Origin of the sequence: Levilactobacillus mulengensis (genome assembly GCF_003946045.1) — a bacterium.
GTDB classification, from domain to species: domain Bacteria; phylum Bacillota; class Bacilli; order Lactobacillales; family Lactobacillaceae; genus Levilactobacillus; species Levilactobacillus mulengensis.
This window is the reverse complement of record NZ_RHNW01000008.1, coordinates 72,568-94,014: the sequence shown is the minus strand read 5'-3', so window position 1 is coordinate 94,014 and position 21,447 is coordinate 72,568. Positions and strand designations below refer to the sequence as shown.

The window sequence follows — 21,447 nt, the reverse complement described above, 5'->3', positions numbered from 1 at the left end:
GAGGCCCTCTTTGTGCCAAGTTATGTGCCAACTATTTTATCCTGTTTTCCAAGATAGAAATAATCTTATCCTGGTCTTGAGATTCGAGCTCTTTGATGATGTGTAAATAGGTGGATTGGGTCGTCGTAATATTGCTGTGACCTAATCTTCGGGAGACTGAGAGAACGCTAACTCCCTTATACAAAAGGATTGAGGCGTGGGTGTGGCGTAATCCATGGAAAGTAATTCTAGGGATTTCGAGCGCCACAAGTTTATCAGTTAACAGCCGATTAATTTCAGCACTAACGTAGATATGCCCGTTAGTAGTCATAAAAATTGGTTGATGCGGACTTAGTAAATGACTTTTTTCATAGTCTGATAATTGCTGCACGGTCTGGTGATCAATCGTTATTTCACGAATCGAAGAGTGGGTTTTGGTCTTCATGAATCCAGTTTTGTACTTGTAATCCCAAGCCTTGTTCACTTTGATGAGATGATTATCTAAGTCGATGTCATTCATTGTTAGACCAACGATTTCGCCGTAGCGCATACCCGTCACAGCCGCTAAGTAGATAATCATTTCACCGATTTGAGAGGTGTCTAGGTTAGCCAATAGGATTGCCCAATCTGCATAGTTTAATGTCTTAGCAATTTTAGGCCGCTCATGACCAGTGATGACAGCCTTCCGAGTGGGGTCAGAGGTGATAATTTTTTCGTCCAATGCTTCGAGAATGCAGGCACGAAGCTGCTTGTGGAAGCAAGAAACGGTTCGCCGGGCATGAGTCTCAGCGAATTTATTCAGTCGTTCTTGGTACACTAATTTGGTCAGATCCTTTAGTTTAAGGTTGCCAAAGAGTTCAATAGCATGTTTAGCCGTATTTTCATACTTGTTATAGGTAATGGGGGTAACGGCATTTTGCTTATAAACCTTGATCCAGCGCTGATAGTAGGACACTAGGGATTCACTACCAGATTTCACGGTTATTAGATTGGGGTGCTCAGTCTGGACTTTACTGGCAGCCAGGATGGCCTCAGATTTAAGTAGAAATCCGGATTTACGAAGCTTCTTGTACTTACCATCATGGTCCTTATAGGAAATTTCATATTGCCAAGCATTGCCACGTTTTCGATAACTAACCATATATTTTTCCTCCATAAATCTTTTGTTGGCACAAGTTTGTCACAATTCCGCTTATTAGCCAACGGGAGAACGACAGTGTGATAGGTTGTCGTCAGCGATGTGAGAGAGGAGTGGATGGTGGGTGAAGTCCCAGGAAGTCTCAAAAGAATCCCAATCATTCTTTGAAATTAGGATATTCATATTAGTTATTTGCTTTACTGCAGTTTTTTTCCCAACCTTGAAGGGAATATTGGTGATATCACTTATATTTGTGTTAAGAGTCGGATTATAGATATTTCGTATCTGTGCCGCAGCTTTTGAATTTAAAAGACCTAACAAATACGCAGTAAGATCAGAATCTTTAGCAAAGAGTGAAGGTGCAGCCAGATTAAAGGTTGCTGTTTCAGGGAGCAGTCTAACTGCAAGCCTTGCATCCGATGAAATTAAAGTCCATGTCAAACCTTCTCTAAACCAAATATAATCGGGAGCAATACGTGCTACATGATCTTCTCTGTAGTGTCTTTTTGCTTCAGTTGACCAATCAATGATAGTATCTAGATTTCCATACCATCTGCGATAGCTACCTCCTTTGGCATGAATAGCCCACTTTACATTCTTTCCTATTTTCTTTGAAGAAACCTCCCAAATATGGCGCAAATACTTAGCATTATTGCCAGTCTTAGTCTGCCCATCTGAAATGACAAAGTCCTTAATTAATTTTCCCGAAAAAGCCTCAAGCGTTTTCGAACCAATCCAATAAGCAATCGGCATCCCCGGAATCTTAGCGAAGTTCGCTTGGTTAGTTCGATAAAGGTAATCAACTTGAGTGTCTTGAACAGCCCTTAGGTACGCTTCTTCCTTCTTCTGCTGCGAATCAAAATTAACTAACCTTTCGAAGGTTCCGATGTAGTTTGGCACGCTATGCACCTTGAATACGAAAGTAGTGGATTGTACAACCTCACCACCAATTTCTTCAAAAGCCCGGCTACCTAAGTGAGCCATGTTAATCAGGGTATCTTCCTTCAAAACTTCTCGTAATTTTTCAAAACTAGAAAGAAACATCCAAGCGTGCTGCGTAATCATGGCGTAATAGCCATCGGTGCCTGTCATTGCTCGTAATCTTTCCATAAAGACAGCGAACAAATCAGACTTGCTATTTGGAAAATGACGTTTGACATATTTCCCTAGGTTTGCATCCATTTTTCCTGAGCCCATGTAAGGTGGATTCATTGCGCCCACAGTAAATTTTTTACTCAGGACCTTTCCTACCACTGCGATTTCGCCTAACTTTGCTTGATTCTCAGCCAGTAAAATAGTGTTTAAGGATAGTTGACCAGCTGGGGTATTTGCGTGCACTAAACGATCAATTAACGACCAATCAACAGTCTTTTCAAACTGAATTAGTGACCCGTACTCGTTACCGTAACGGAATTTATCAAGCAGATAATCCAGACTTTTAGCTTCATCCTCTGTCTCTAACAGTTCCTGAAAATCAGAACTGGTAAGCATTCCTGTTTCGGGAATATCAAACACTTGTGGGCGGATATGAAGCGTTAAGAAACGTCGGTTTGTCTCCCGTGCCTTCATCATCAAAGAAAAATAGGCTAGCTGAAATGCGCGGGTATCAATGTCTAAACCGTATAAATTGTTTTGAATAATAGATTTTGCGGCATCTCTACGTGAGTAACCTTCACGCTCATAAATCTGCATGAAGATTTCAAAAGCATAGATTAGAATGTGACCGGATCCCATCGCCGCATCGATAAGCGTGACCTGTTCAATCTGCTCGTCTGCCAACGCCACAGCATTAGATCGAACAGTTACCTGATCAGTCTGCTGTGCAGCAGGCATAAAATAGTGCCATTCAAAGTCGTTAGCAATTTCTTTGTCAGAACGTTGGTCGCCCTTGGCCTGTAGAACATCAATCCAGTATCGCCCTAAAGAGTTTTCAACCATGTACTTAACAATCCAGTCAGGTGTGAACAGCTGAGTAACTGCAGGGATATCAGACTCGAGATACTTTTTCTTCTTGAAGGCTTGGTCCTTAGGCTCCGTATTATAGTACTGATACAGCCACCCAATAATCTCCACCTGTCCACCAACAGCCACATTAAAATCATCGGCGCTAACATCGGTGATCAAATGCTGAATGACGCCATCGTGATAGTTTGGAGTGAACAATAAATTTCACAAATTCTACTGCAGTCTTAACCGGTTTACGTTATGATTAGGCTATATCATAAAACGGAATGAAGAGGGAGTAACCACCGTGGCAGACGTGGACATTAATCAAATTATCACAACGCTTAAACAGCGATTCACTGCGCAAAACCAATTTGTTTTCTGGTACGACGACAATGGTGATTTTGTAGACAGTATTTCGGAAATTCAAGCGGCATTAGCCGGAATTGCTGAGGTTGTTGTGATGGAACCGGGACACCAACTAGAAACGAAGCAACATTTATTGGCAATGCCGTACCAGACCAAGGCATTGATTTATTCACCACAGGCAGAGCCGCCACTTGAAGAGGATCACCTGCGAAATATTGTTTTGTATTCGGGAACTTTTACAGCGGATTCCAAAGAGATTTTGCGTAAAGAGCTAGGATTGCCGGAAAGTTTACGACCGTTTATTAAGCAATACACTAGTTTTTTTGCTAACGGTCGCCGGCGCAAAGCCTTTTCGCGGTATGACGTTGCCAGTTATTCCGCCAAGCCAGAGTTAGCTATTATGGCCTCGCTAGTGCCTTTGAATCAACCAATTGTTGATTTCTTTGATCTCTTACAAGAGTTATTGGTTAAAGGTATTCAAGATAATCCCGTGCTGGCCGAGTTTTCTCGATTTGGGGTGATTCAAGCCTTTTGGCAGGAAATTGCGACTCGCTTTGGGTATGTTTCAGAGACACCTCAACTAGAGGACTTAATGGCAGACCTTTATCTGACCATGACTTATCAGCAGATGGAGAAGCCGGTTCCGGTCAGTCTCAAGCAATACGATCTCAGCGACCATGCTGCCAACGTTCAGACATTTGTACAGCAGTTTGGTAATCGTAGCATCTCAAATGGAGCCAGCGTGGGCCAAGGCGAGGATAGCTTTGATAGTATTGCAGATTTCGTTTGGCAAAAAATTAACGGCGATCGAATTTTTAAGAACGCAAAAGTTGATGATTTAGCGAAATCGGATATGTTTCCCAGGTTTGATCAGCTGATTTTACTGTGGATTCAGGAAAGACTACAGCTAGAAGATCTGGATAGCCGGCTGAATGATTTAGACATGGCCGCTGTGACGCGTCAGCGCTTGAACACGCACTATGGCAGTCAGCCGCGTTTCTCTCGGCTTTATCGGATGCTTCGGCGCGCTTGGAATATTGTGCGCAAGGGCCATCAAGAGCCAGCGAACGGGCTGCAACAGTTGTTGGCTGACTATGTGGCTAAGGACTATCGAATGGATACGGATTACCGTAAATTTACGTTCTACTATCAACAGGCGGGGCTACCTGAGGCGTTTGCTAAGACGAAGCAATTGATTGAATCCATCTATGTGAATAATTATTTGGACAAGTCTATCTATGCTTGGAACGAGCAATTCGACGTTAGGGAAATCAAGCCACAACATTTGCAAAGAAACTTCTATCGATTTTATATTGCGCCCGAAAAGAATCGGATTGCCGTCATTGTTTCAGATGCCTTTCGGTTTGAAGCGGCTAAGGAATTAGAGAAGCGCTTGGGTCGGGAAGATCAAGTGACCGCTTTGACAATGAACTACTTAGTCACAGGATTACCATCAGTGACGTATATGGGGATGCCCATGCTGCTACCGAATCGTCAACTAGAGCTACAGAACAAGGAGTTGCTAGTGGATGGTCAGCCAACGACCAATCGACAACAGCGCCAGACTATCCTTCAGAACCAAAATTCAAAGAGTGCAGCCTACAGTTTGGATGAGCTTAAGGGAGCAACCTCCAAAGACATCCGGGCGAAATTCGTTGGACAAGAGGTTGTCTATATTTATCACAATCAGGTTGATGCAATTGGTGATAATAAAAAGACTGAGGATGATGTTTTTAAAGCGACCGAAGAGGCCATTACTGAAATTCAACAGCTAATTACTCGACTGCGAACACAGGGAATTAGTCATATCTATGTGACCGCGGACCATGGGTACATTTATCGTAATGACCAGTTGAAGCCAACTGACAAGATTGAGGTGACCACGAACGACGATGAGATCAAGTCTCAACGTTACTTGGTGACACCGCGTGCGTTTGAGTTGCCAGGGGTTGGCCGTCAGAAGTTAGGCGATATTTTGGCGAATGATGATCAACGCTACGTGTACTATCCGAAGACGGCAAATGTTTTTAAATCAGTCGGGTCTTTTAATTATGTTCACGGTGGGTCTTCACTGCAGGAAATGGTTGTGCCACTACTTGAAGTGAAAACAACCTCTAACCGTTCCGCCGCACAGGATGTTGAACTGGAACTCTTCAGTATGAATCGACAAATCACATCGTTGACTGTACCGTTAGTTTTGCGACAGGCGCAGCCAATTAGTGCGACTGTTATTCCTGCCGAATTTACGTTGTACTTTGTCAATGACCAAGGGCAACAGATTTCTGGACAACAGACAGTTAATGCCAATAGTCGTTCAGAGTCAGTGAAGGATCGCATGCAGAGTATCCAATTGGTTTTGGCTGATCGAACCTATGATAAAACGAAGACATATTCGTTAGTTATCGAAAATATGGGGAGCCATGAGAAGACAGAAATTCCATTTTCTATGGATATTGCCGATTTGAATGATTTTAATTTTTAAATTGAATTAGCGGTATCATGGACCTAAAAGGGTGGTGTTTCACGTGGAACAAGAGTCGTTATTTGCCAGCCAACAGAAGTCGCCATTGGCCAGTCGGGTACGGCCGCGGACGTTGGACCAGTTTGTCGGTCAGACGCATCTGCTGGGCACCGGGAAGATTCTGCGGGAACTGATTGAAAATGACCAGGTCTCGTCGATGATTTTCTGGGGGCCGCCGGGTGTGGGCAAGACCACGCTGGCTGAAATTATTGCCCGTCAGACCAAGGCCAAATTTCTGAGCTTCAGTGCCGTCGACAGTAGCATTAGTAAGATTAAAAAAATCATGCACCAGGCCGAAAGTGACCGTGAAATTGGTGAGGAGACCATCGTCTTCGTTGACGAAATCCACCGGTTTAACAAGGCCCAACAGGATGCATTTCTGCCTTACGTAGAGCGGGGAAGCATCATCCTGATTGGGGCCACGACCGAAAATCCTTCATTTGAAGTGAACTCAGCCCTGTTGTCGCGGTGTAAGGTCTTCGTGCTCAAGGCGTTGGAAACCAATGATATTACGCAATTACTGACCAATGCCCTGCAGAATCCCGATGGGTTCAAATCACACGTCAAGATTGGGCCGGATGAGCTGCGGGCCATCGCGGAGTTTGCCAACGGGGATGCACGGAATGCCTTAAATACGCTAGAGATGGCGGTGTTGAACGGCGACAAGCAGGGCGACCAGATCACCGTGACCATGGACGATCTGAAACAGCTGATCAGCCAGAAGTTTGTGCTCTACGACAAGACCGGCGAGGAACACTACAATATTATTTCCGCGCTGCACAAGTCGATGCGTAACTCCGACGTGGACGCGGCCATCTACTGGTTGTCGCGAATGTTGGAGGGTGGCGAGGACCCGTTGTACATCGCTCGCCGACTGGTACGGTTTGCCAGCGAAGATATTGGTTTGGCCGATACCAACGCGCTCAACGTGACCATCAACGTTTTTCAAGCCTGCCAGTTTTTGGGGATGCCGGAGTGTGACGTCCACCTGACCGAGGCCGTGACCTACCTGTCGCTGGCGCCCAAGTCCAACGCCATTTACAAGGCCCGGCAAGCCGCGAAGAAGGACGTCAAGGAAACTCGCGACGAGCCAGTGCCCCTCCAGATTCGTAACGCGCCGACTAAGTTAATGAAGGATTTGGATTACGGCAAGGACTATCAGTATGCCCACGATACGGAAGCCAAGCTGACCAACATGCAGACGATGCCGGACGACCTGCAGGGCCACGTGTACTACGAGCCCACCGAGCAAGGCCGCGAGGGTCGCTTTAAACAACGGCTGGCCTACATTAAGCAGTGGCATCGAGAACATCAATAGAAAATTGAGGACCGACTAGGGATAGGAACACGCCTTAGTCGGTCTTTTTTAGTGGTGAAAGCGGTGGTACAACGGGATTTGTAAGAGATTCAGTGTTAGTGATGTTGATTAGCTGTGAGATGTGGTATCATTGGACAACACTTAAGGGGAGGCGTCATAATGACTACGAATTATTCGGTTCAACAGGTGGCAACTTGGTTTTTAGCACAGTCGTCAATGTCACCTAAGAAATTACAAAAATTAATGTACTATGCTTATGTGTGGGTCCTGACATTAACCAATGAAGACGCCAACCATTTAAACAATCGGCTATTTGATGTGCGATTTGAAGCTTGGGTTCATGGGCCTGTTTTGAAGCAAATCTATCGTCAATACAATCAGTATGGATTTAGTGATATTCCGCAGGCCACCTAGGCTCCGGAATTCGTATCAGATATAACGGATATTTTACATCAGGTTTGGGAGGTTTATGGCCACTATACGGCGAATGAACTTGAAAGTATGACACATCAGGAACTTCCCTGGCAAGAAGCACGGCAGGATTTGTCGCCACTGGAGGCCAGTAGCCGAGAACTCAGTGACCGGACGATCTTTGATTTCTATCTGACACCCCAATCAAGTCGATTTTGCGCATCTTAAATTGTTACCGCAGGATTTGTGGGGATGACGATTAATTAATAGTCGTAAACCGCCAAGCTTTCGATTATACTGGAGAAAATAATCTGCCAAGGAGGGGTCACCATGTCCCAACAACTCTATTTTCTCTGTACCGGAAACAGCTGCCGGAGCCAAATGGCGGAAGGGTTTGCCCAAACGTTAGCACCCGCTGATTGGACGATTGCCAGCGCCGGGGTCGAAACGCACGGGCTCAATCCGTTAGCCGTGAAGGTCATGGCTGAAATCGGCATCGACATTTCGCAGCATACGTCGAAGCTGATCGATACCGCCTACCTGAACAGCAGTGACGTGGTAGTCACGCTGTGTGGGGATGCCCGTGACAAATGTCCAATGACGCCGCCGACCGTGGAACGCCGCCACTGGCCGTTGCGTGATCCCGCGCAAGCGACCGGGGATGAGGCCGCCCAATTGGTCGTCTTCCGCCAGGTTCGCGATGAGATCAAGAATCGCGTGTCCGCATTGATTCAAGAACTGTCTTAATTTAAGAAAGTGAACCGAAGCCGCCGACAGCCTGCTGTTGGCGGCTTCTTTTGGCCAGTTAACAAAGAAACGGGTATTTTTCCCACGAGTAGTTAGAAAATTTTGAAAAACGGTTGAATTTTGAGGATGAGTAGGTGATACTGAAGTTAGTTGGTTCACTAAACCATGATGACGTGATTGTTACCGCTTGCAAAACTGGTCAATCCAGGATTTGTGGCAAACACGGTTAGTTGGTTTTCTCAGTGGCCCAACGTGATGATGTTTACTGACCCAAGAGGAGGGGACGAAATGGTGCAACGAAGCATGAATCGGAATCAACTGCACGACCAAAATTTAAGTTTTGTCCTGCAGCAAATTTTTAATAACCATCCCACCTCGCGGATCGAGATTTCTCACCAGTTAAGCCTAAACAAGTCCACGATTTCATCACTGTACAACACCCTGATGGCCGCCGGTTACTTGAGAGAGCTGGGCCTGGGTGAGGCCTCGACCGCGGGTGGCCGCAAGCCGACATTGGTGGAAATCAACCGGGATTACGGGTACACGGTCACGTTTGACCTGGGATACCGCCACTTACATGCGCTGGTCACGTTCCTGGACGGTCACGTCTGGAAGTACGACCGGATCGAAACGCAGGGTCAGTCCATCCACGAAATGCTGGAGCAAATCAAGCAGTACCTGGACGACCGGGACCAAGAAAGCACCACGAGCCACGGCCTACTGGGCATCTGCTTCTCCATCCACGGAATCGTGATGGACAACCAGATCCAGACTTCACCATTTATTGAGATGGCGGACGTTGATCTGGAACAGGTCTTCACGACTGCCTACCAGGTGCCCGTCGTCTTGGAAAACGAAGCTAACTTGGCTGCCGTTTACGAACGCGACTTCAACGGTGCCCGGGACCTCAACAGTACCGTCACCGTCAGCATTCACCGCGGGATTGGGGCCGGCATTATTTTGAAACGCGACCTCTTCCGGGGCGAGCACGGCGATGCCGGTGAAATCGGTCAAACCGTGGTCAGCATTGCCCAGGATGGCGCGGGTAACCCGCATCCCGTCCACGCCGAAGATATCAGTTCCGAAGACGCCATTATCCAGGAAATCGAGGATAAGAAGGGCTTGGCCAGTTTAGACCGGGCCGGGGTCGTCGCGCTGTACGAAAAGCACGACATGGATACGATTGCGGTGTTGACGCAGTTTACCACGGCGATTGGCGGGTTGATCTACAACCTGATGCGGTCGCTCGATCCCGATGCGTTCTTCCTGAACTCACCTTTGGTGGAAGAAATTCCTGATTTATTGACGCAGATTCGGGGCGTTTACCAACGGTTGGCGAAAAATGATGTGCCGATTAACTTGACGCAAAATGCCCGTTTAGCCACGGTTTTGGGCGGGTGTTCCCTGATCACCCACCGCGTCTTAGGCTTGGATCACTATGAATTAAACTTTGAACGGCCGAGTGCCGATGAAACAGCGTAAATAAAAAACTTGTCCCCAGTTAATGGTGGACAAGTTTTTTTGTGGTTGCGCTTAATGCTGTTTGCGTTTCAAGCCAAATCCCAGGAACGTTCCCAGTAGAAGGACAATGCCTAGCAGTGGGGTGACGCGGTGTTCGTTGGTTTGAGGAAGCGTCGTTTTGCTAGCTGAGCTTGCGGCAACTGACTTAACCGGAGTTGTCAGCTTCTGGTTAGTTAAAGTCGTTGCCGGAACTCGAACGGCCGCGCCACCTTTTTGGTTAGTGGCTTCGCTCCCAGGATGGTGAATGGTTGCGGCCTGGTCGCCGGTTGTCGGTTCTTCCTTAGCTGGCTGCGCGGGGTCGGCGGGGTCAATGTTGACTTCAACGCCGTTCCCAGAAGTTTGGTCGCGGTAAACGTAGGTCACGGTAGTATCGGTGTCGCCAAACGTGCCGCTGGCATTTTCAGGCGTCGTCGTGAGGTCGTAACCCGGAATCGTAAAGGCCGTCGTACTGTAGCTATCACCAGCGTGGCCGGTCAGAACTTGGTCGGCGTGAACGGTCTTGCCGTTCTGGTCAACGTAGTGGGCGGTTACGGTCGTCTGCGTGGTTGGCGTGACGACTGGCGGGGTGACGGGTGTGACGGGCTTCGTCGGATCCTTGGTGAAGTACAAGGTCACCGTCAGTGGGTCGGCGGTAAAGTTACCAGTCAACGCGCCATCCGCGTGGTCGAAGGTGTAGCCTTTAACGCTGGTTTGTTCGGCGGTCAAGTCGTAGGTGTCGCTGGTTAGTTTATCCGTGATGATCTTATCGGCTTGAATGGGCTTGTTGCTGGCCATGTCAACGTAGTGGACGGTGAGGTTGGCTGCTTTTTCGGGGTTGGCGTAGGGAATGAAGACGGTGAAGTAGACATTCTTTTTATTAGTACTCCCAGTTGGGGTATAGGAAACTTGAAGATTGGCCCGTAAATAATACTGGTAAGGGTGCTGAATGGGGGTGACACCTGGATATTCAAAAATGTCAGTCCAATCACTGTAATTGATGATATAATCTTCATTTTGCAGGTGGATATTTGTAAATTGCACGGTGCCAGTATCGTCAAGTACTTTGTAGTCTTCAAGTTTTGTTCCAGATCGGTAGAAGAGCATATTGCCAGTTAAGGTATTTTCGGAGGTGGCAGTTTCTGACACTAATCGTGTGTATCGGGCATATCTATCATCCTGATCGAAAGGTTGTTTATATTGGCCATTAAAGTTTTGAGGTAGCTTCATCAATTGAGATAGCGTGAGAGTTGGATTTTTTGGATCAATAAAATGAACAGTATCCGGAGTGACGAGCTGCTTATCAATGGACAAACTAGTAAATTGTGAGGCGTCTAGCATAGAGAAATCTGAAATTAAGTTGTCCGATAAATCTAGGACCTTCAAGTTTTTTAAGTTCCCAAGGGGTGAAATATCTGTGATTCGATTGTGGGCAAGAATCAGTGTTTGCAGATTGGTTAAGCCAGATAGCTTTTCGAGAGAAGTGACATCGCCCCAATGTGATCGGGGCTTATTTGGAAAGCTAGAAAAATCAACGGTTGGGTCAAATGAGAGGTCCAAGTAGGTTAAATTGGTTGCCAGTTCTAATCCTGTAAGATCGAAAGAATCGGTAGCATTAACAAAAACGTTTGGGCTATATTGTTTATGCGTGGCGGCTAAGGTGGTGAGGCTGGCCATGTCATCTTTAGTTAAACTATCAACAGATTTATGCAGTTGGTTGGCAACTAAAGCCTGCAAAGTCTTATTCGGCATCCAAACATCAATCGACTCATCGTCTTCAGCAATGGGTGCGGTTACGGCAACCGGAGCCGCTGCTGGAACGGGAGTTGGTGCACCTGGTGCCATAGCTAACCGTGGTTGCGGCCGTTCGGGAGCGGTTTGCTTAATCGGCGGAACATCTGAACCTCCTGGCGTTTTATTAAGTGAATCAGTGGTGCCGCCGGAAGTGCTGTAGTTGTTCTTATGTAAGTTTGAAGGATTCGTTTCTTCATTATCTTGTGGGGTGATGTTTTTATCAGGGTCATCACTAGGTGCAGGGGCGTTATCTGGCTGACTGTTCTCAGGTTCAGTCGGATTATTGTCTTCAGGGTCCTGAGCTGGGGCTGGGTCAGAATCCGTGCTGGATTTTGACAGAGTGGTTTGGTCGGGTTGTACGACTGGCTTTTCCGGACTAACTTGTTCCGTCTGTGTTGCGGTAGAATCTGAATCTGAAGGTGTATCGGCGAAGGCCGTTTCGCCACCAAAACTCAACAGTAGGCCAGCCGAAATAAGGCCGGCGAAGACCCACGACTTGCCACTCTTGTACATTTTATAATGAATTGAATGATTATTAGTATCTAGCATGACAATTCCTCCCCTAATGTCTGTGTAATTGTTGCTAAGGTCAATGATGGTGGGGAATGGCTGCCTATATTTATCAGTTGTTAACCCACACCATTCATCACCAGTATAGCGAGTAGTTGAAATAAAATCTACTATATACTAATAAAAGTTAAACATAGTTATTATATGAAAATACCGTCAACCTCTTTAGCGATTATAAGCTGGTGTAATCGTATTTATCACCCGTGGAAGGACATACCCTTTTAAGACCTTATGCCTATATCTTAGCCGAATTAACTAACCACACGCTTTGCTTTGGTTGGCTAAATCAACAAACGAAAGGAAACTAACCTGCGAGTGTCAGTCAGATTCGACGATTCACCAAGCAGCTTTCGAAAATCACCCCAATACGCCCGCCCAAAAAGTTTTTCAACTTTCTTCAAGAAAACGCTTGCAATAACCAGAAAAGATTGTATACTAGGATTTGTAAGTTGGTTGTCGCAACGAACTAACTAGGAGGGTATTATAAAATTATGACTGAAGAATACTGGAAAGGCGTCGACAAGATTCAATACGTCGGCCATCAAGATAAAAAATCAGGTTTAGGTTTCCAATACTACAATCCAGAAGAAGTTATTGCTGGTAAAAAGATGAAAGACTGGTTACGGTTTGCCGTAGCTTACTGGCACACCTTTGATCAACGTTTAGTCGACCCATTCGGTGACGGGACTGCACAACGTCCTTACGACAAGTACACCGACCCAATGGACTTAGCTTTGGCTAAAGTTGACGCTGCATTTGAATTCTACAACAAATTAGGCGTTGACTACCTTTGCTTCCATGACCGGGACTTAGCTCCTGAAGGCGACACGTTACGTCAAACTAACGCTAACCTGGACAAGGTTGTTGACAAGATCGTTGAATACCAAAAGACTTCTGGCATGAAGGTTCTCTGGAACACCTCAAACATGTTCTCCAACCCTCGTTTCGTCGAAGGTGCTGGGACTTCTCCATACGCTGATATCTTTGCTTACAGTGCTGCCCAATTGAAGCACAGTTTGGAAATTGGTAAGCGTGTCGGTTCTGAAAACTATGTCTTCTGGGGCGGCCGTGAAGGTTACGAATCACTCTGGAACACCAACATGAAGCAAGAACAAGAACATGCTGCTAAGTTATTCCACATGGCTAAGGACTACGCTAACGAAATTGGCTTCGATGCTCAAATGCTGCTCGAACCAAAGCCTAAGGAACCAACGACGCACCAATACGACTTTGATGCCGCTACCACGATTGCCTTCATGAAGGAATACGACTTGGAGAAAGACTTCAAGCTGAACCTTGAAGGTAACCATGCCAACTTGGCTGGTCACACTTACCAACACGAAATTCGCGTTGCTCGTGAAGCCGGCATGCTCGGTTCATTGGATGCCAACCAAGGCGACAAGCTGATTGGCTGGGATATCGATGAATACCCATCTAACTTGTACGAAACCACTGCCGCAATGTACGAAGTTGTTGAAAACGGCAGCATCGGACCTCGTGGTGGGTTGAACTTCGATGCTAAGCCTCGTCGTTCATCATTTGCCCCAGAAGACCTCTTCTTAGGCCACATCGTTGGGATGGACAGTTTCGCTGCCGGCCTGCGTGTTGCTGCTGCTATGAAGGAAGACGGCTTCTTGGACAACTTGAAGGCTGACCGTTACAGCTCATACGAATCTGGTGTCGGTGCTGACATCGAAAGCGGCAAGGCTGACTTCAAGTCCCTTGAAAAGTACGCTATCGACAAGCCACAATCAGAATTGATTGCTGCTACGCACTCAGATCACCTTGAAGAAGTTAAGGATACGATCAACCATTACATCGTTGAAACCCTTAGCAAGTAATCTTCAGTTGAATACGAAATAACTGACATTAAATTGGCGGACGAACGGTGTGTTCGTCCGCCAATTTTCGTGGCTGGATTGTGTGAAGTGGGCAAGTGTTATTGAGAAGCGCAATCCGGTAAAATGAGGCTAGCTAGCGTAAACGCCAGCTAACAACCAGTTATGTGACAAAAATAAGTGAAATGCGATTAGTTTGGTTGGGTTAAACACTCGTTAGCCGCAGGGGTGGTGAAAATGAGCCTAGCCGTGGGAATTCTCTTAGCAGCGGTCTTTGCTGGTTAGAGAATTGATAGTTTTGAGACTCGTTTTTAGAGGCTCAAAATAAGTCTGGAGACCGCTCTATGGCTCCAGACGTTCGCCCACAGCGTTCCGGTCTCATTTTCACTGCCCCGGAGGCGCTGCCAACGAGGTGTTTCACACAATTCAAGAACGAAACCAAATGAAAAAGCCATCTAGGAGGCATAACCCATGGGGAAGTACGTACTCGGCGTGGACCTCGGCACCAGTGCCGTCAAGGTTTCCGCCCTCGACCATAGCGGGCAGATCGTTGCCCAAGAAAGTTTTGATTACGATTTGATTCAGAAGCAACCCGGCTACAACGAACAAAATCCGGAAGACTGGGTTTCTGGGACAACCGTGGCCATCGTGCGCTTAATTTTAAACGACCACTTGGCCGCTGAAGACATCGAAGGCCTGAGCTACTCCGGTCAAATGCACGGGCTAGTTTTGCTGGACGAAAACAAAAAGGTTCTGCGTCCGGCCATTCTCTGGAACGATACCCGGAGCACGCCACAACGTGAAGAGATCGAAGCCAAATTGGGCGACGAGTTTGTGGATATCACCCGGAACCAACCGCTGGAAGGCTTTACGCTGACTAAGCTGTTGTGGGTCAAGGAAAATGAACCCGACATCTGGGCCAAGGCCAAGTACTTTGTGCTGCCAAAAGACTACGTGCGTTACCGGATGACCGGCAACCTTGCCATGGATTACTCCGACGCTACCGGGACCGTCTTACTCGACGTTGCCAAGGGCGAGTGGAGTAAAAAAATCTGTGACACCTTCGACATCCCGATGAGCATGTGCCCACCATTGATTAAGTCAGTGGACTTTGCGGGAACGGTCACGGCCGCTTACGCCGAATTCTCTGGATTGACGACTGCCACCAAGGTCTTTGGTGGGGCCGCCGACAACGCCGCCGGGGCTGTGGGTGCGGGGATTTTACACCCGAACATGGTGCTCTCCAGTATTGGGACCTCCGGCGTTGTGCTGAAATACGAAGACAATGCCGACGTGAACTATCATGGCGTCCTGCAGTTTGAGGACCATGCCATTCCTGACAAGTACTATTCGATGGGCGTGACCCTGGCCGCCGGCTATTCGCTGAGCTGGTTTAAGAAGACCTTTGCGCCAGCCGAAGACTTTACGGCATTCGTGTCGAGTGCTGCCAAGTCAACGGTTGGAGCCAATGGCCTGCTGTACACGCCGTACATCGTGGGCGAACGGGCGCCATACGCTGACGCTGATATCCGGGGGAGCTTCACCGGTGTCGACGGGACGCATCAACGCTACGACTTTGTTCGTGCCGTGCTGGAAGGCATCAGCTACTCCTTTAGAGATCTCTTTGATATCTATGAGGAAAATGGCGGTGACTTCGATACGGTCGTGTCCATTGGTGGTGGAGCCAAGAGCCCACTCTGGCTGCAGATTCAGGCCGACATCTTTAACCGTAAAGTGGTCAGCCTGACCAACGAACAGGGACCCGGGATGGGGGCGGCGATGATTGCGGCCACCGGTCTGGGCTGGTTTGACTCGCTCCAAGACTGTGCCGAAACCTTCGTGCACTTCGGCAAGACCTACGAACCAAACCCTGAGAACGTCAAGAAGTATGCCAAAATGCATGCTATTTACAAGCAAGTTTATCAACAGACCAAGAGCATCAGTGCGCAGTTACTGGCGTACCGGAAGGCTGAACTGTAGCCTGCTGGTCAGTGGCGACTGGCAACACTCTGCTTAATAGAGACAATACCCGAACTGACAATGATGCCGGTTCGGGCATTTGTCGTGGGATAGAAAAAGACCCGGAATAAGATTCCGAGCCCGCTGTGTCAATTAAATTAAGTGTAGTGAATAGCTAATGACGGTGGTGGCGAAGGCAAGCAAGGTTAAGCCCAGTGCGAGCCAACGTAACGCCCAAGCCACGGTATGCATGCGATTCACGCCCCGGTTGTCAGCGATAAAGCCGTGAAAGGCAAAGTAGGTGATTGCTAGAATGATTAGGTAGTTGACGATTGGCTTGTAAAAGCCGCCCATGTTGTAGATGAGTGGCAATTGCGCAATGGCTAAAAGGCACCATAGATCGAAAAGGACCAGTAAAGGTGTTGTCGTTTTCATGTGAATCTCCTCCTAAAATTTCCCCATACCTTTAGTGTAGCAGACTGCTCTCAGAAGGTGAAGGTAACTAGTGGGGAGCAGGCAGACAAGCTTAACTTGGTTAGACCAATTTTACGAAAATTTTTCGGCTGATATTTTTGAGAAATTCGTAAACCGCTAAAACAGGGGTTAAGCCTGGCATTAGCGAGTGGCCGATGGCTTTCAGAAACTCGTCAAATAAGTGAAGATTCATAATTTTAAAAGAAAACGCTTTCGAAATCAGTTAAAAGATGGTATTCTACTTTCTGAGGTTGGTTTATCCGACCAACCAACAGCAAAACCAACTTACATGTTCAGCTATACTTCCACATACGTTGTCACTTTTTTGAGAATTTATGGCGCAAAGCCACATAAGGAGCGAAATCTATGCGAAAAGTTTCGACCGGATTTGTTTATTTCTTTGGCGCGTTGGGCGGCTTACTCTTTGGTTACGATACCGGGGTAATCTCTGGCGCAATCCTATTCATTCAAAAGCAGATGCACCTAGGTTCCTGGCAACAGGGCTGGGTCGTGAGTGCCGTACTCTTGGGCGCAATCCTGGGGGCCGCCATCATTGGGCCATCCTCTGACCGCTACGGGCGGCGCAAACTGTTATTGTTATCAGCTATTATCTTTTTCGTCGGGGCGATTGGCTCCGGGTTAGCGCCAGAATTCTGGACGCTGATCATTTCCCGAATCATTCTCGGGATGGCCGTGGGGGCTGCTTCGGCGTTGATTCCCACGTATTTGGCCGAACTATCTCCCGCTGACAAACGGGGAACGGTCTCCAGTCTGTTCCAGTTGATGGTCATGACTGGGATTCTGTTGGCCTACATCACCAATTACGCCTGGGCAGGTGTGCCAACCGGCTGGCGGTGGATGTTGGGCTTCGCGGCAATTCCCGCTGCCTTGCTGTTCTTGGGAGGATTGATTCTGCCCGAGAGTCCTCGGTTCCTGGTGAAGACTGGCCACGCGGATCAAGCCCGGGCCGTCTTGGATACTATGAACAAACATGATACGGCCGCAGTTGACGCGGAACTGAACCAGATTCAAGAACAGGCCCAAATGAAAAATGGCGGCTGGTCCGAATTGTTTGGGAAGATGGTCCGGCCATCGCTGATCATCGGGCTGGGCCTGGCTATCTTCCAACAGGTCATGGGCTGTAACACGGTGTTGTACTACGCCCCAACTATTTTTACCGACGTTGGTTTCGGCGTGAACGCAGCCTTACTGGCCCACATCGGGATTGGGGTCTTCAACGTGATTGTCACGGCGATTGCGGTCGCTATCATGGATAAGATCGACCGGAAAAAGATGTTAAACATCGGGGCCGTTGGGATGGGAATCTCCCTGTTCGTCATGAGCATCGGGATGAAGTTCTCCGGTGGCTCACAAGCCGCAGCCATTATTTCTGTGATTGCCCTGACCATCTACATCGCCTTCTTCTCCGCAACCTGGGGTCCCGTGATGTGGGTCATGATTGGGGAAGTTTTCCCACTCAACATCCGGGGACTCGGAAACTCCTTTGCCAGTGTGATCAATTGGACGGCTAACATGGTCGTTTCCCTGACGTTCCCAGCCCTCCTGAACTTCTTTGGGACGGGGAGCCTGTTCATCGGTTACGGCGTATTGTGCTTCGCTTCCATCTGGTTTGTCCAGAAGAAAGTCTTTGAAACGCGGAACCGTTCGCTGGAAGACATTGAAGCAACACTGCGGGCCAAGGCTGGCGAGACGGCTAGTGACCTAAGTACGGTTAAATAATCTAAACAGCCACGTGACTGTAGGCGTTTGAAATCTAAAGATGGTTGCTCGCAATTTGCGGGCAACCATTTTAAATTGTTACAAATTTAAACGTCAAACAGAAAACGCTTTCAAAAATAGATAAAATGTGATAACATAATTGTCATGGTTGGTTGCGACAATCAACCAACTGGAATACCAACTTACACTTATTCACATAGATAGGCGTTTGCCACGCTACCAATCCAGAAACCTGACCGCGAGACGGCTGGTTGCCCGATTCCTAACTGACAGAACACCACAAGATTCTCGAAATTATTACGTCAACGGCTAAGGGCCGCATAAGGAGCGAGATTATGCGAAAAGTTTCAACCGGATTTGTCTATTTCTTCGGTGCGCTCGGTGGATTACTCTTTGGGTACGATACCGGTGTCATCTCCGGAGCCATCTTATTTATTCAAAAACAAATGCATTTAGGTTCTTGGCAACAGGGTTGGGTCGTTAGTGCCGTCCTGTTAGGGGCCATCTTAGGGGCCGCCATCATCGGGCCATCGTCTGACCGTTACGGCCGGCGGAAATTATTACTGTTATCTGCTATTATCTTCTTCATCGGGGCGTTAGGCTCAGCCTTCTCGCCCGAATTCTGGACCTTGATTGTCTCCCGAATCATCTTGGGGATGGCCGTCGGGGCTGCTTCAGCCTTGATTCCAACGTATCTGGCCGAACTCTCACCCGCTGACAAACGGGGGACCGTTTCCAGTCTGTTCCAGTTGATGGTTATGAGCGGGATTCTCTTGGCTTACATCACCAACTACAGCTTTTCTAGCATGTACAGTGGCTGGCGTTGGATGCTCGGTTTCGCTGCGATTCCAGCGGCCTTGCTCTTCTTGGGTGGGTTGATCTTACCCGAAAGTCCCCGGTTCTTGGTCAAATCAGGCCATATGGATCAAGCACGTGAAGTCCTTGAAACCATGAACAAGCACGACGAAGTTGCCGTTAAAAAGGAAGTTGAGGCCATTGAGGCCTCAGCTAAAATTGTGAGCGGTGGCTGGTCCGAATTGTTTGGGAAGATGGTGCGTCCTTCACTGATTATCGGGTTGGGCTTGGCTATTTTCCAACAGGTCATGGGGTGTAACACGGTGCTCTACTATGCGCCAACTATTTTCACTGACGTTGGTTTCGGTGTGGATGCCGCCTTACTGGCCCACATTGGGATCGGAGTCTTCAACGTGATTGTGACCGCGATTGCAGTGACCATCATGGATAAGATTGACCGGAAAAAGATGCTGAACATCGGTGCCGTGGGGATGGGGATTTCCCTGTTCGTGATGAGCTTTGGGATGAAGTTTTCCGGCGGTTCGCAAACGGCTGCCATCATTTCCGTGATTGCCTTGACCATCTACATTGCTTTCTTCTCAGCAACTTGGGGTCCCGTGATGTGGGTGATGATTGGGGAAGTCTTCCCATTGAATATCCGGGGCTTAGGGAACTCCTTTGCGTCCGTTATTAACTGGACGGCGAACATGATTGTTTCCTTAACCTTCCCATCATTGTTGGACTTCTTTGGGACTGGGAGCCTGTTCATCGGTTACGGTGTGCTGTGCTTCGTTTCCATCTGGTTCGTCCAAAAGAAGGTTTTCGAAACGCGGAACCGTTCTTTGGAAGACATCGAAGCCACGTTGCGGGAAAAGGCTGGCGAAGAAGCCACGACCTTGAGTGCAACGAAGTAAGTTAAATAGATAACTAACTGAGGGCCTGACACTGTTGTCGGGCTCTTTTTGACGGATCGGTTTCTTTACGTAGGGGTTCCAACCAGAAAATTCTAGGTGAAGTCTTTCAGAAAGCTATCGGCGCAGAGACGGCCTTTTTAAGTGAGCAAACCATGAATTTAACAAACTATTTAACACCGCATATAGCGATGGGGCCGGCGTTAAGACGGATTAAATTACCGGCCATGTGATAAATGAACATTTTTTCACAAAATGTGGTGCAATCGCTTTCCTTTTGATAACTTTTCCGTTATGATAAGAGCGTACCTGGAAATTTACTTATTCTGAAGGAGTGAATGGCACATGGCATCAAATGGAAAAGTAGCAATGGTTACTGGCGGCGGACAAGGAATTGGTGAAGCTATTTCTAAGCGCTTAGCTAGCGACGGTTTCGCAGTTGCAATTGCTGATTTGAACTTAGATAATGCCAACAAGGTTGCTTCTGCTATCGAAGCTGATGGTGGAAAAGCCGTTGCAGTCAAGACCGATGTCTCCGACCGCGACAGTGTCTTTGCGGCAGTTAAGGAAGCCTCAGAAAAGCTTGGCGGCTTTGACGTTATCGTCAACAACGCCGGCCTTGGCCCAACTACCCCAATCGACACGATCACCCAAGAACAATTCGACACAGTTTACCACGTTAACGTTGGTGGTGTTCTGTGGGGGATTCAAGCTGCTCACGCTAAATTTAAGGAACTCGGCCATGGTGGGAAGATTATCTCAGCTACTTCTCAAGCCGGTGTTGTCGGGAACCCTAACTTGGCCCTCTACAGTGGGACTAAGTTTGCCATCCGGGGGGTTACGCAAGTTGCTGCCCGTGACTTAGCTGCCGAAGGAATTACAGTTAACGCATACGCACCTGGGATCGTTAAGACGCCAATGATGTTTGACATTGCCCACAAGGTTGGTCAAAACGCTGGTAAAGACGACGAATGGGGTATGCAAACCTTTGCTAAGGACATTACCTTAGGCCGTCTGTCAGAACCAGAAGACGTTGCTAATGGTGTTGCCTTCCTAGCAGGTCCAGATTCAAATTACATCACCGGTCAAACTCTCGAAGTTGACGGCGGGATGCAATTCCACTAAACATTTAATGATTCACAAAGATTGATTGGTAAGGTCACCACGCAGAGATGTGTGGTGATTTTTTGTATAAGAGTGCGGAACGAGCCGTTTAGGTTCTGAGCATTAACGTCGGCTAAGTGATGACCCTGGGCTTGGGGCATTGCTTAGCCGGGGTTAAGCGCAGGGACCTGGCTCGTGGAGCACGTTTCGGAGGTAGCCAAGGCCTTTTTGTAAAGACGAGAGAAGATTAAGTAGATGGATTGTCTCAACATCTATTGCCCCCCAAAATCAGTCCCCACGAACCGTAAACAAAAACATCCAGCAACGGAGGGTAAGGA

Annotated in this window: 13 protein-coding genes and 1 pseudogene; 10 read left to right on the top strand and 4 right to left on the bottom strand. The window is 47.8% G+C overall.

What is annotated here, in order from left to right; genetic code table 11:
- Positions 1–31: 31 nt before the first annotated feature.
- Together EKM84_RS08855 and pglX are read right to left on the bottom strand one after the other, a co-directional pair.
- Entirely contained in the window at positions 32–1,120 is a 1,089-nt protein-coding gene (locus EKM84_RS08855) for a tyrosine-type recombinase/integrase (RefSeq protein ID WP_125765406.1), read from the bottom strand.
- A gap of 54 nt (positions 1,121–1,174) precedes the next feature.
- The gene (gene pglX, locus EKM84_RS08850) at positions 1,175–3,280 is read right to left on the bottom strand and encodes a BREX-1 system adenine-specific DNA-methyltransferase PglX (protein WP_125765405.1); all 2,106 of its coding nucleotides are present in this window, start codon (positions 3,278–3,280) and stop codon (positions 1,175–1,177) included.
- An 88-nt stretch (positions 3,281–3,368) separates the two neighbouring features.
- Here pglX and pglZ point away from each other — a divergent pair, with 88 nt between their 5' ends.
- The 5 genes and pseudogenes from pglZ to EKM84_RS08825 all read left to right on the top strand — a co-directional run bounded on the left by pglZ (position 3,369) and on the right by EKM84_RS08825 (position 9,909).
- Positions 3,369–5,912: a BREX-1 system phosphatase PglZ type A gene (pglZ, locus tag EKM84_RS08845; protein ID WP_164511361.1), complete on the top strand. Its 2,544-nt coding sequence runs from the start codon at positions 3,369–3,371 to the stop codon at positions 5,910–5,912.
- Positions 5,913–5,955: 43 nt separating this feature from the next.
- Positions 5,956–7,269, top strand: a complete 1,314-nt coding sequence (locus tag EKM84_RS08840) for a replication-associated recombination protein A (protein WP_125765403.1) — start codon at positions 5,956–5,958, stop codon at positions 7,267–7,269.
- 159 nt (positions 7,270–7,428) lie between these two features.
- Positions 7,429–7,908, top strand: a pseudogene (locus EKM84_RS08835) (Panacea domain-containing protein).
- A 102-nt stretch (positions 7,909–8,010) separates the two neighbouring features.
- The gene (gene arsC / locus EKM84_RS08830) at positions 8,011–8,427 is read left to right on the top strand and encodes an arsenate reductase (thioredoxin) (RefSeq protein WP_125765402.1); all 417 of its coding nucleotides are present in this window, start codon (positions 8,011–8,013) and stop codon (positions 8,425–8,427) included.
- A gap of 288 nt (positions 8,428–8,715) precedes the next feature.
- Positions 8,716–9,909 (top strand): ROK family protein, encoded by a 1,194-nt coding sequence (locus EKM84_RS08825; RefSeq protein WP_125765401.1) that lies wholly within the window; start codon positions 8,716–8,718, stop codon positions 9,907–9,909.
- A gap of 51 nt (positions 9,910–9,960) precedes the next feature.
- Here the strand turns inward: EKM84_RS08825 and EKM84_RS08820 are convergent, their stop codons facing one another.
- On the bottom strand, positions 9,961–12,267 hold the full coding sequence (locus EKM84_RS08820; protein WP_125765400.1) for a MucBP domain-containing protein: 2,307 nt from the start codon (positions 12,265–12,267) through the stop codon (positions 9,961–9,963).
- A gap of 512 nt (positions 12,268–12,779) precedes the next feature.
- On the opposite strand from EKM84_RS08820, the gene xylA reads away from it, so the two are divergent.
- Both xylA and xylB read left to right on the top strand, forming a co-directional pair.
- A complete protein-coding gene (gene xylA, locus EKM84_RS08815; protein WP_125765399.1) occupies positions 12,780–14,129 on the top strand; it encodes a xylose isomerase in 1,350 nt (449 codons plus the stop codon).
- A gap of 468 nt (positions 14,130–14,597) precedes the next feature.
- Complete coding sequence (gene xylB, locus EKM84_RS08810; RefSeq protein ID WP_125765398.1) at positions 14,598–16,106, top strand: xylulokinase; 1,509 nt, start codon at positions 14,598–14,600, stop codon at positions 16,104–16,106.
- Between the two features lie 132 nt (positions 16,107–16,238).
- Here the strand turns inward: xylB and EKM84_RS08805 are convergent, their stop codons facing one another.
- Positions 16,239–16,520, bottom strand: a complete 282-nt coding sequence (locus EKM84_RS08805) for a hypothetical protein (protein WP_125765397.1) — start codon at positions 16,518–16,520, stop codon at positions 16,239–16,241.
- Between the two features lie 405 nt (positions 16,521–16,925).
- Between EKM84_RS08805 and EKM84_RS08800 the strand changes: the two genes are divergently transcribed.
- The 3 genes from EKM84_RS08800 (at position 16,926) to EKM84_RS08790 (ending at position 21,130) form a co-directional block, all read left to right on the top strand.
- Complete coding sequence (locus EKM84_RS08800; RefSeq protein WP_125765396.1) at positions 16,926–18,299, top strand: sugar porter family MFS transporter; 1,374 nt, start codon at positions 16,926–16,928, stop codon at positions 18,297–18,299.
- A 335-nt stretch (positions 18,300–18,634) separates the two neighbouring features.
- Positions 18,635–20,008 (top strand): sugar porter family MFS transporter, encoded by a 1,374-nt coding sequence (locus EKM84_RS08795; RefSeq protein ID WP_125765395.1) that lies wholly within the window; start codon positions 18,635–18,637, stop codon positions 20,006–20,008.
- Between the two features lie 342 nt (positions 20,009–20,350).
- Positions 20,351–21,130 carry a (S)-acetoin forming diacetyl reductase gene (locus tag EKM84_RS08790; RefSeq protein ID WP_125765394.1) on the top strand — a complete coding sequence of 260 codons (780 nt, stop codon included), beginning with the start codon at positions 20,351–20,353 and terminating at the stop codon, positions 21,128–21,130.
- Positions 21,131–21,447: the final 317 nt, after the last annotated feature.

Excerpts from the sequence above, each read along its gene's own strand:
- EKM84_RS08855 (WP_125765406.1), bottom strand. The coding sequence starts at position 1,120 with ATGGTTAGTTATCGAAAACGTGGCAATGCTTGGCAATATGAAATTTCC.
- arsC (WP_125765402.1), top strand. The coding sequence starts at position 8,011 with ATGTCCCAACAACTCTATTTTCTCTGTACCGGAAACAGCTGCCGGAGC.
- EKM84_RS08825 (WP_125765401.1), top strand. The coding sequence starts at position 8,716 with ATGGTGCAACGAAGCATGAATCGGAATCAACTGCACGACCAAAATTTA.
- EKM84_RS08820 (WP_125765400.1), bottom strand. The coding sequence starts at position 12,267 with ATGCTAGATACTAATAATCATTCAATTCATTATAAAATGTACAAGAGT.
- xylA (WP_125765399.1), top strand. The coding sequence starts at position 12,780 with ATGACTGAAGAATACTGGAAAGGCGTCGACAAGATTCAATACGTCGGC.
- xylB (WP_125765398.1), top strand. The coding sequence starts at position 14,598 with ATGGGGAAGTACGTACTCGGCGTGGACCTCGGCACCAGTGCCGTCAAG.
- EKM84_RS08805 (WP_125765397.1), bottom strand. The coding sequence starts at position 16,520 with ATGAAAACGACAACACCTTTACTGGTCCTTTTCGATCTATGGTGCCTT.
- EKM84_RS08800 (WP_125765396.1), top strand. The coding sequence starts at position 16,926 with ATGCGAAAAGTTTCGACCGGATTTGTTTATTTCTTTGGCGCGTTGGGC.
- EKM84_RS08795 (WP_125765395.1), top strand. The coding sequence starts at position 18,635 with ATGCGAAAAGTTTCAACCGGATTTGTCTATTTCTTCGGTGCGCTCGGT.
- EKM84_RS08790 (WP_125765394.1), top strand. The coding sequence starts at position 20,351 with ATGGCATCAAATGGAAAAGTAGCAATGGTTACTGGCGGCGGACAAGGA.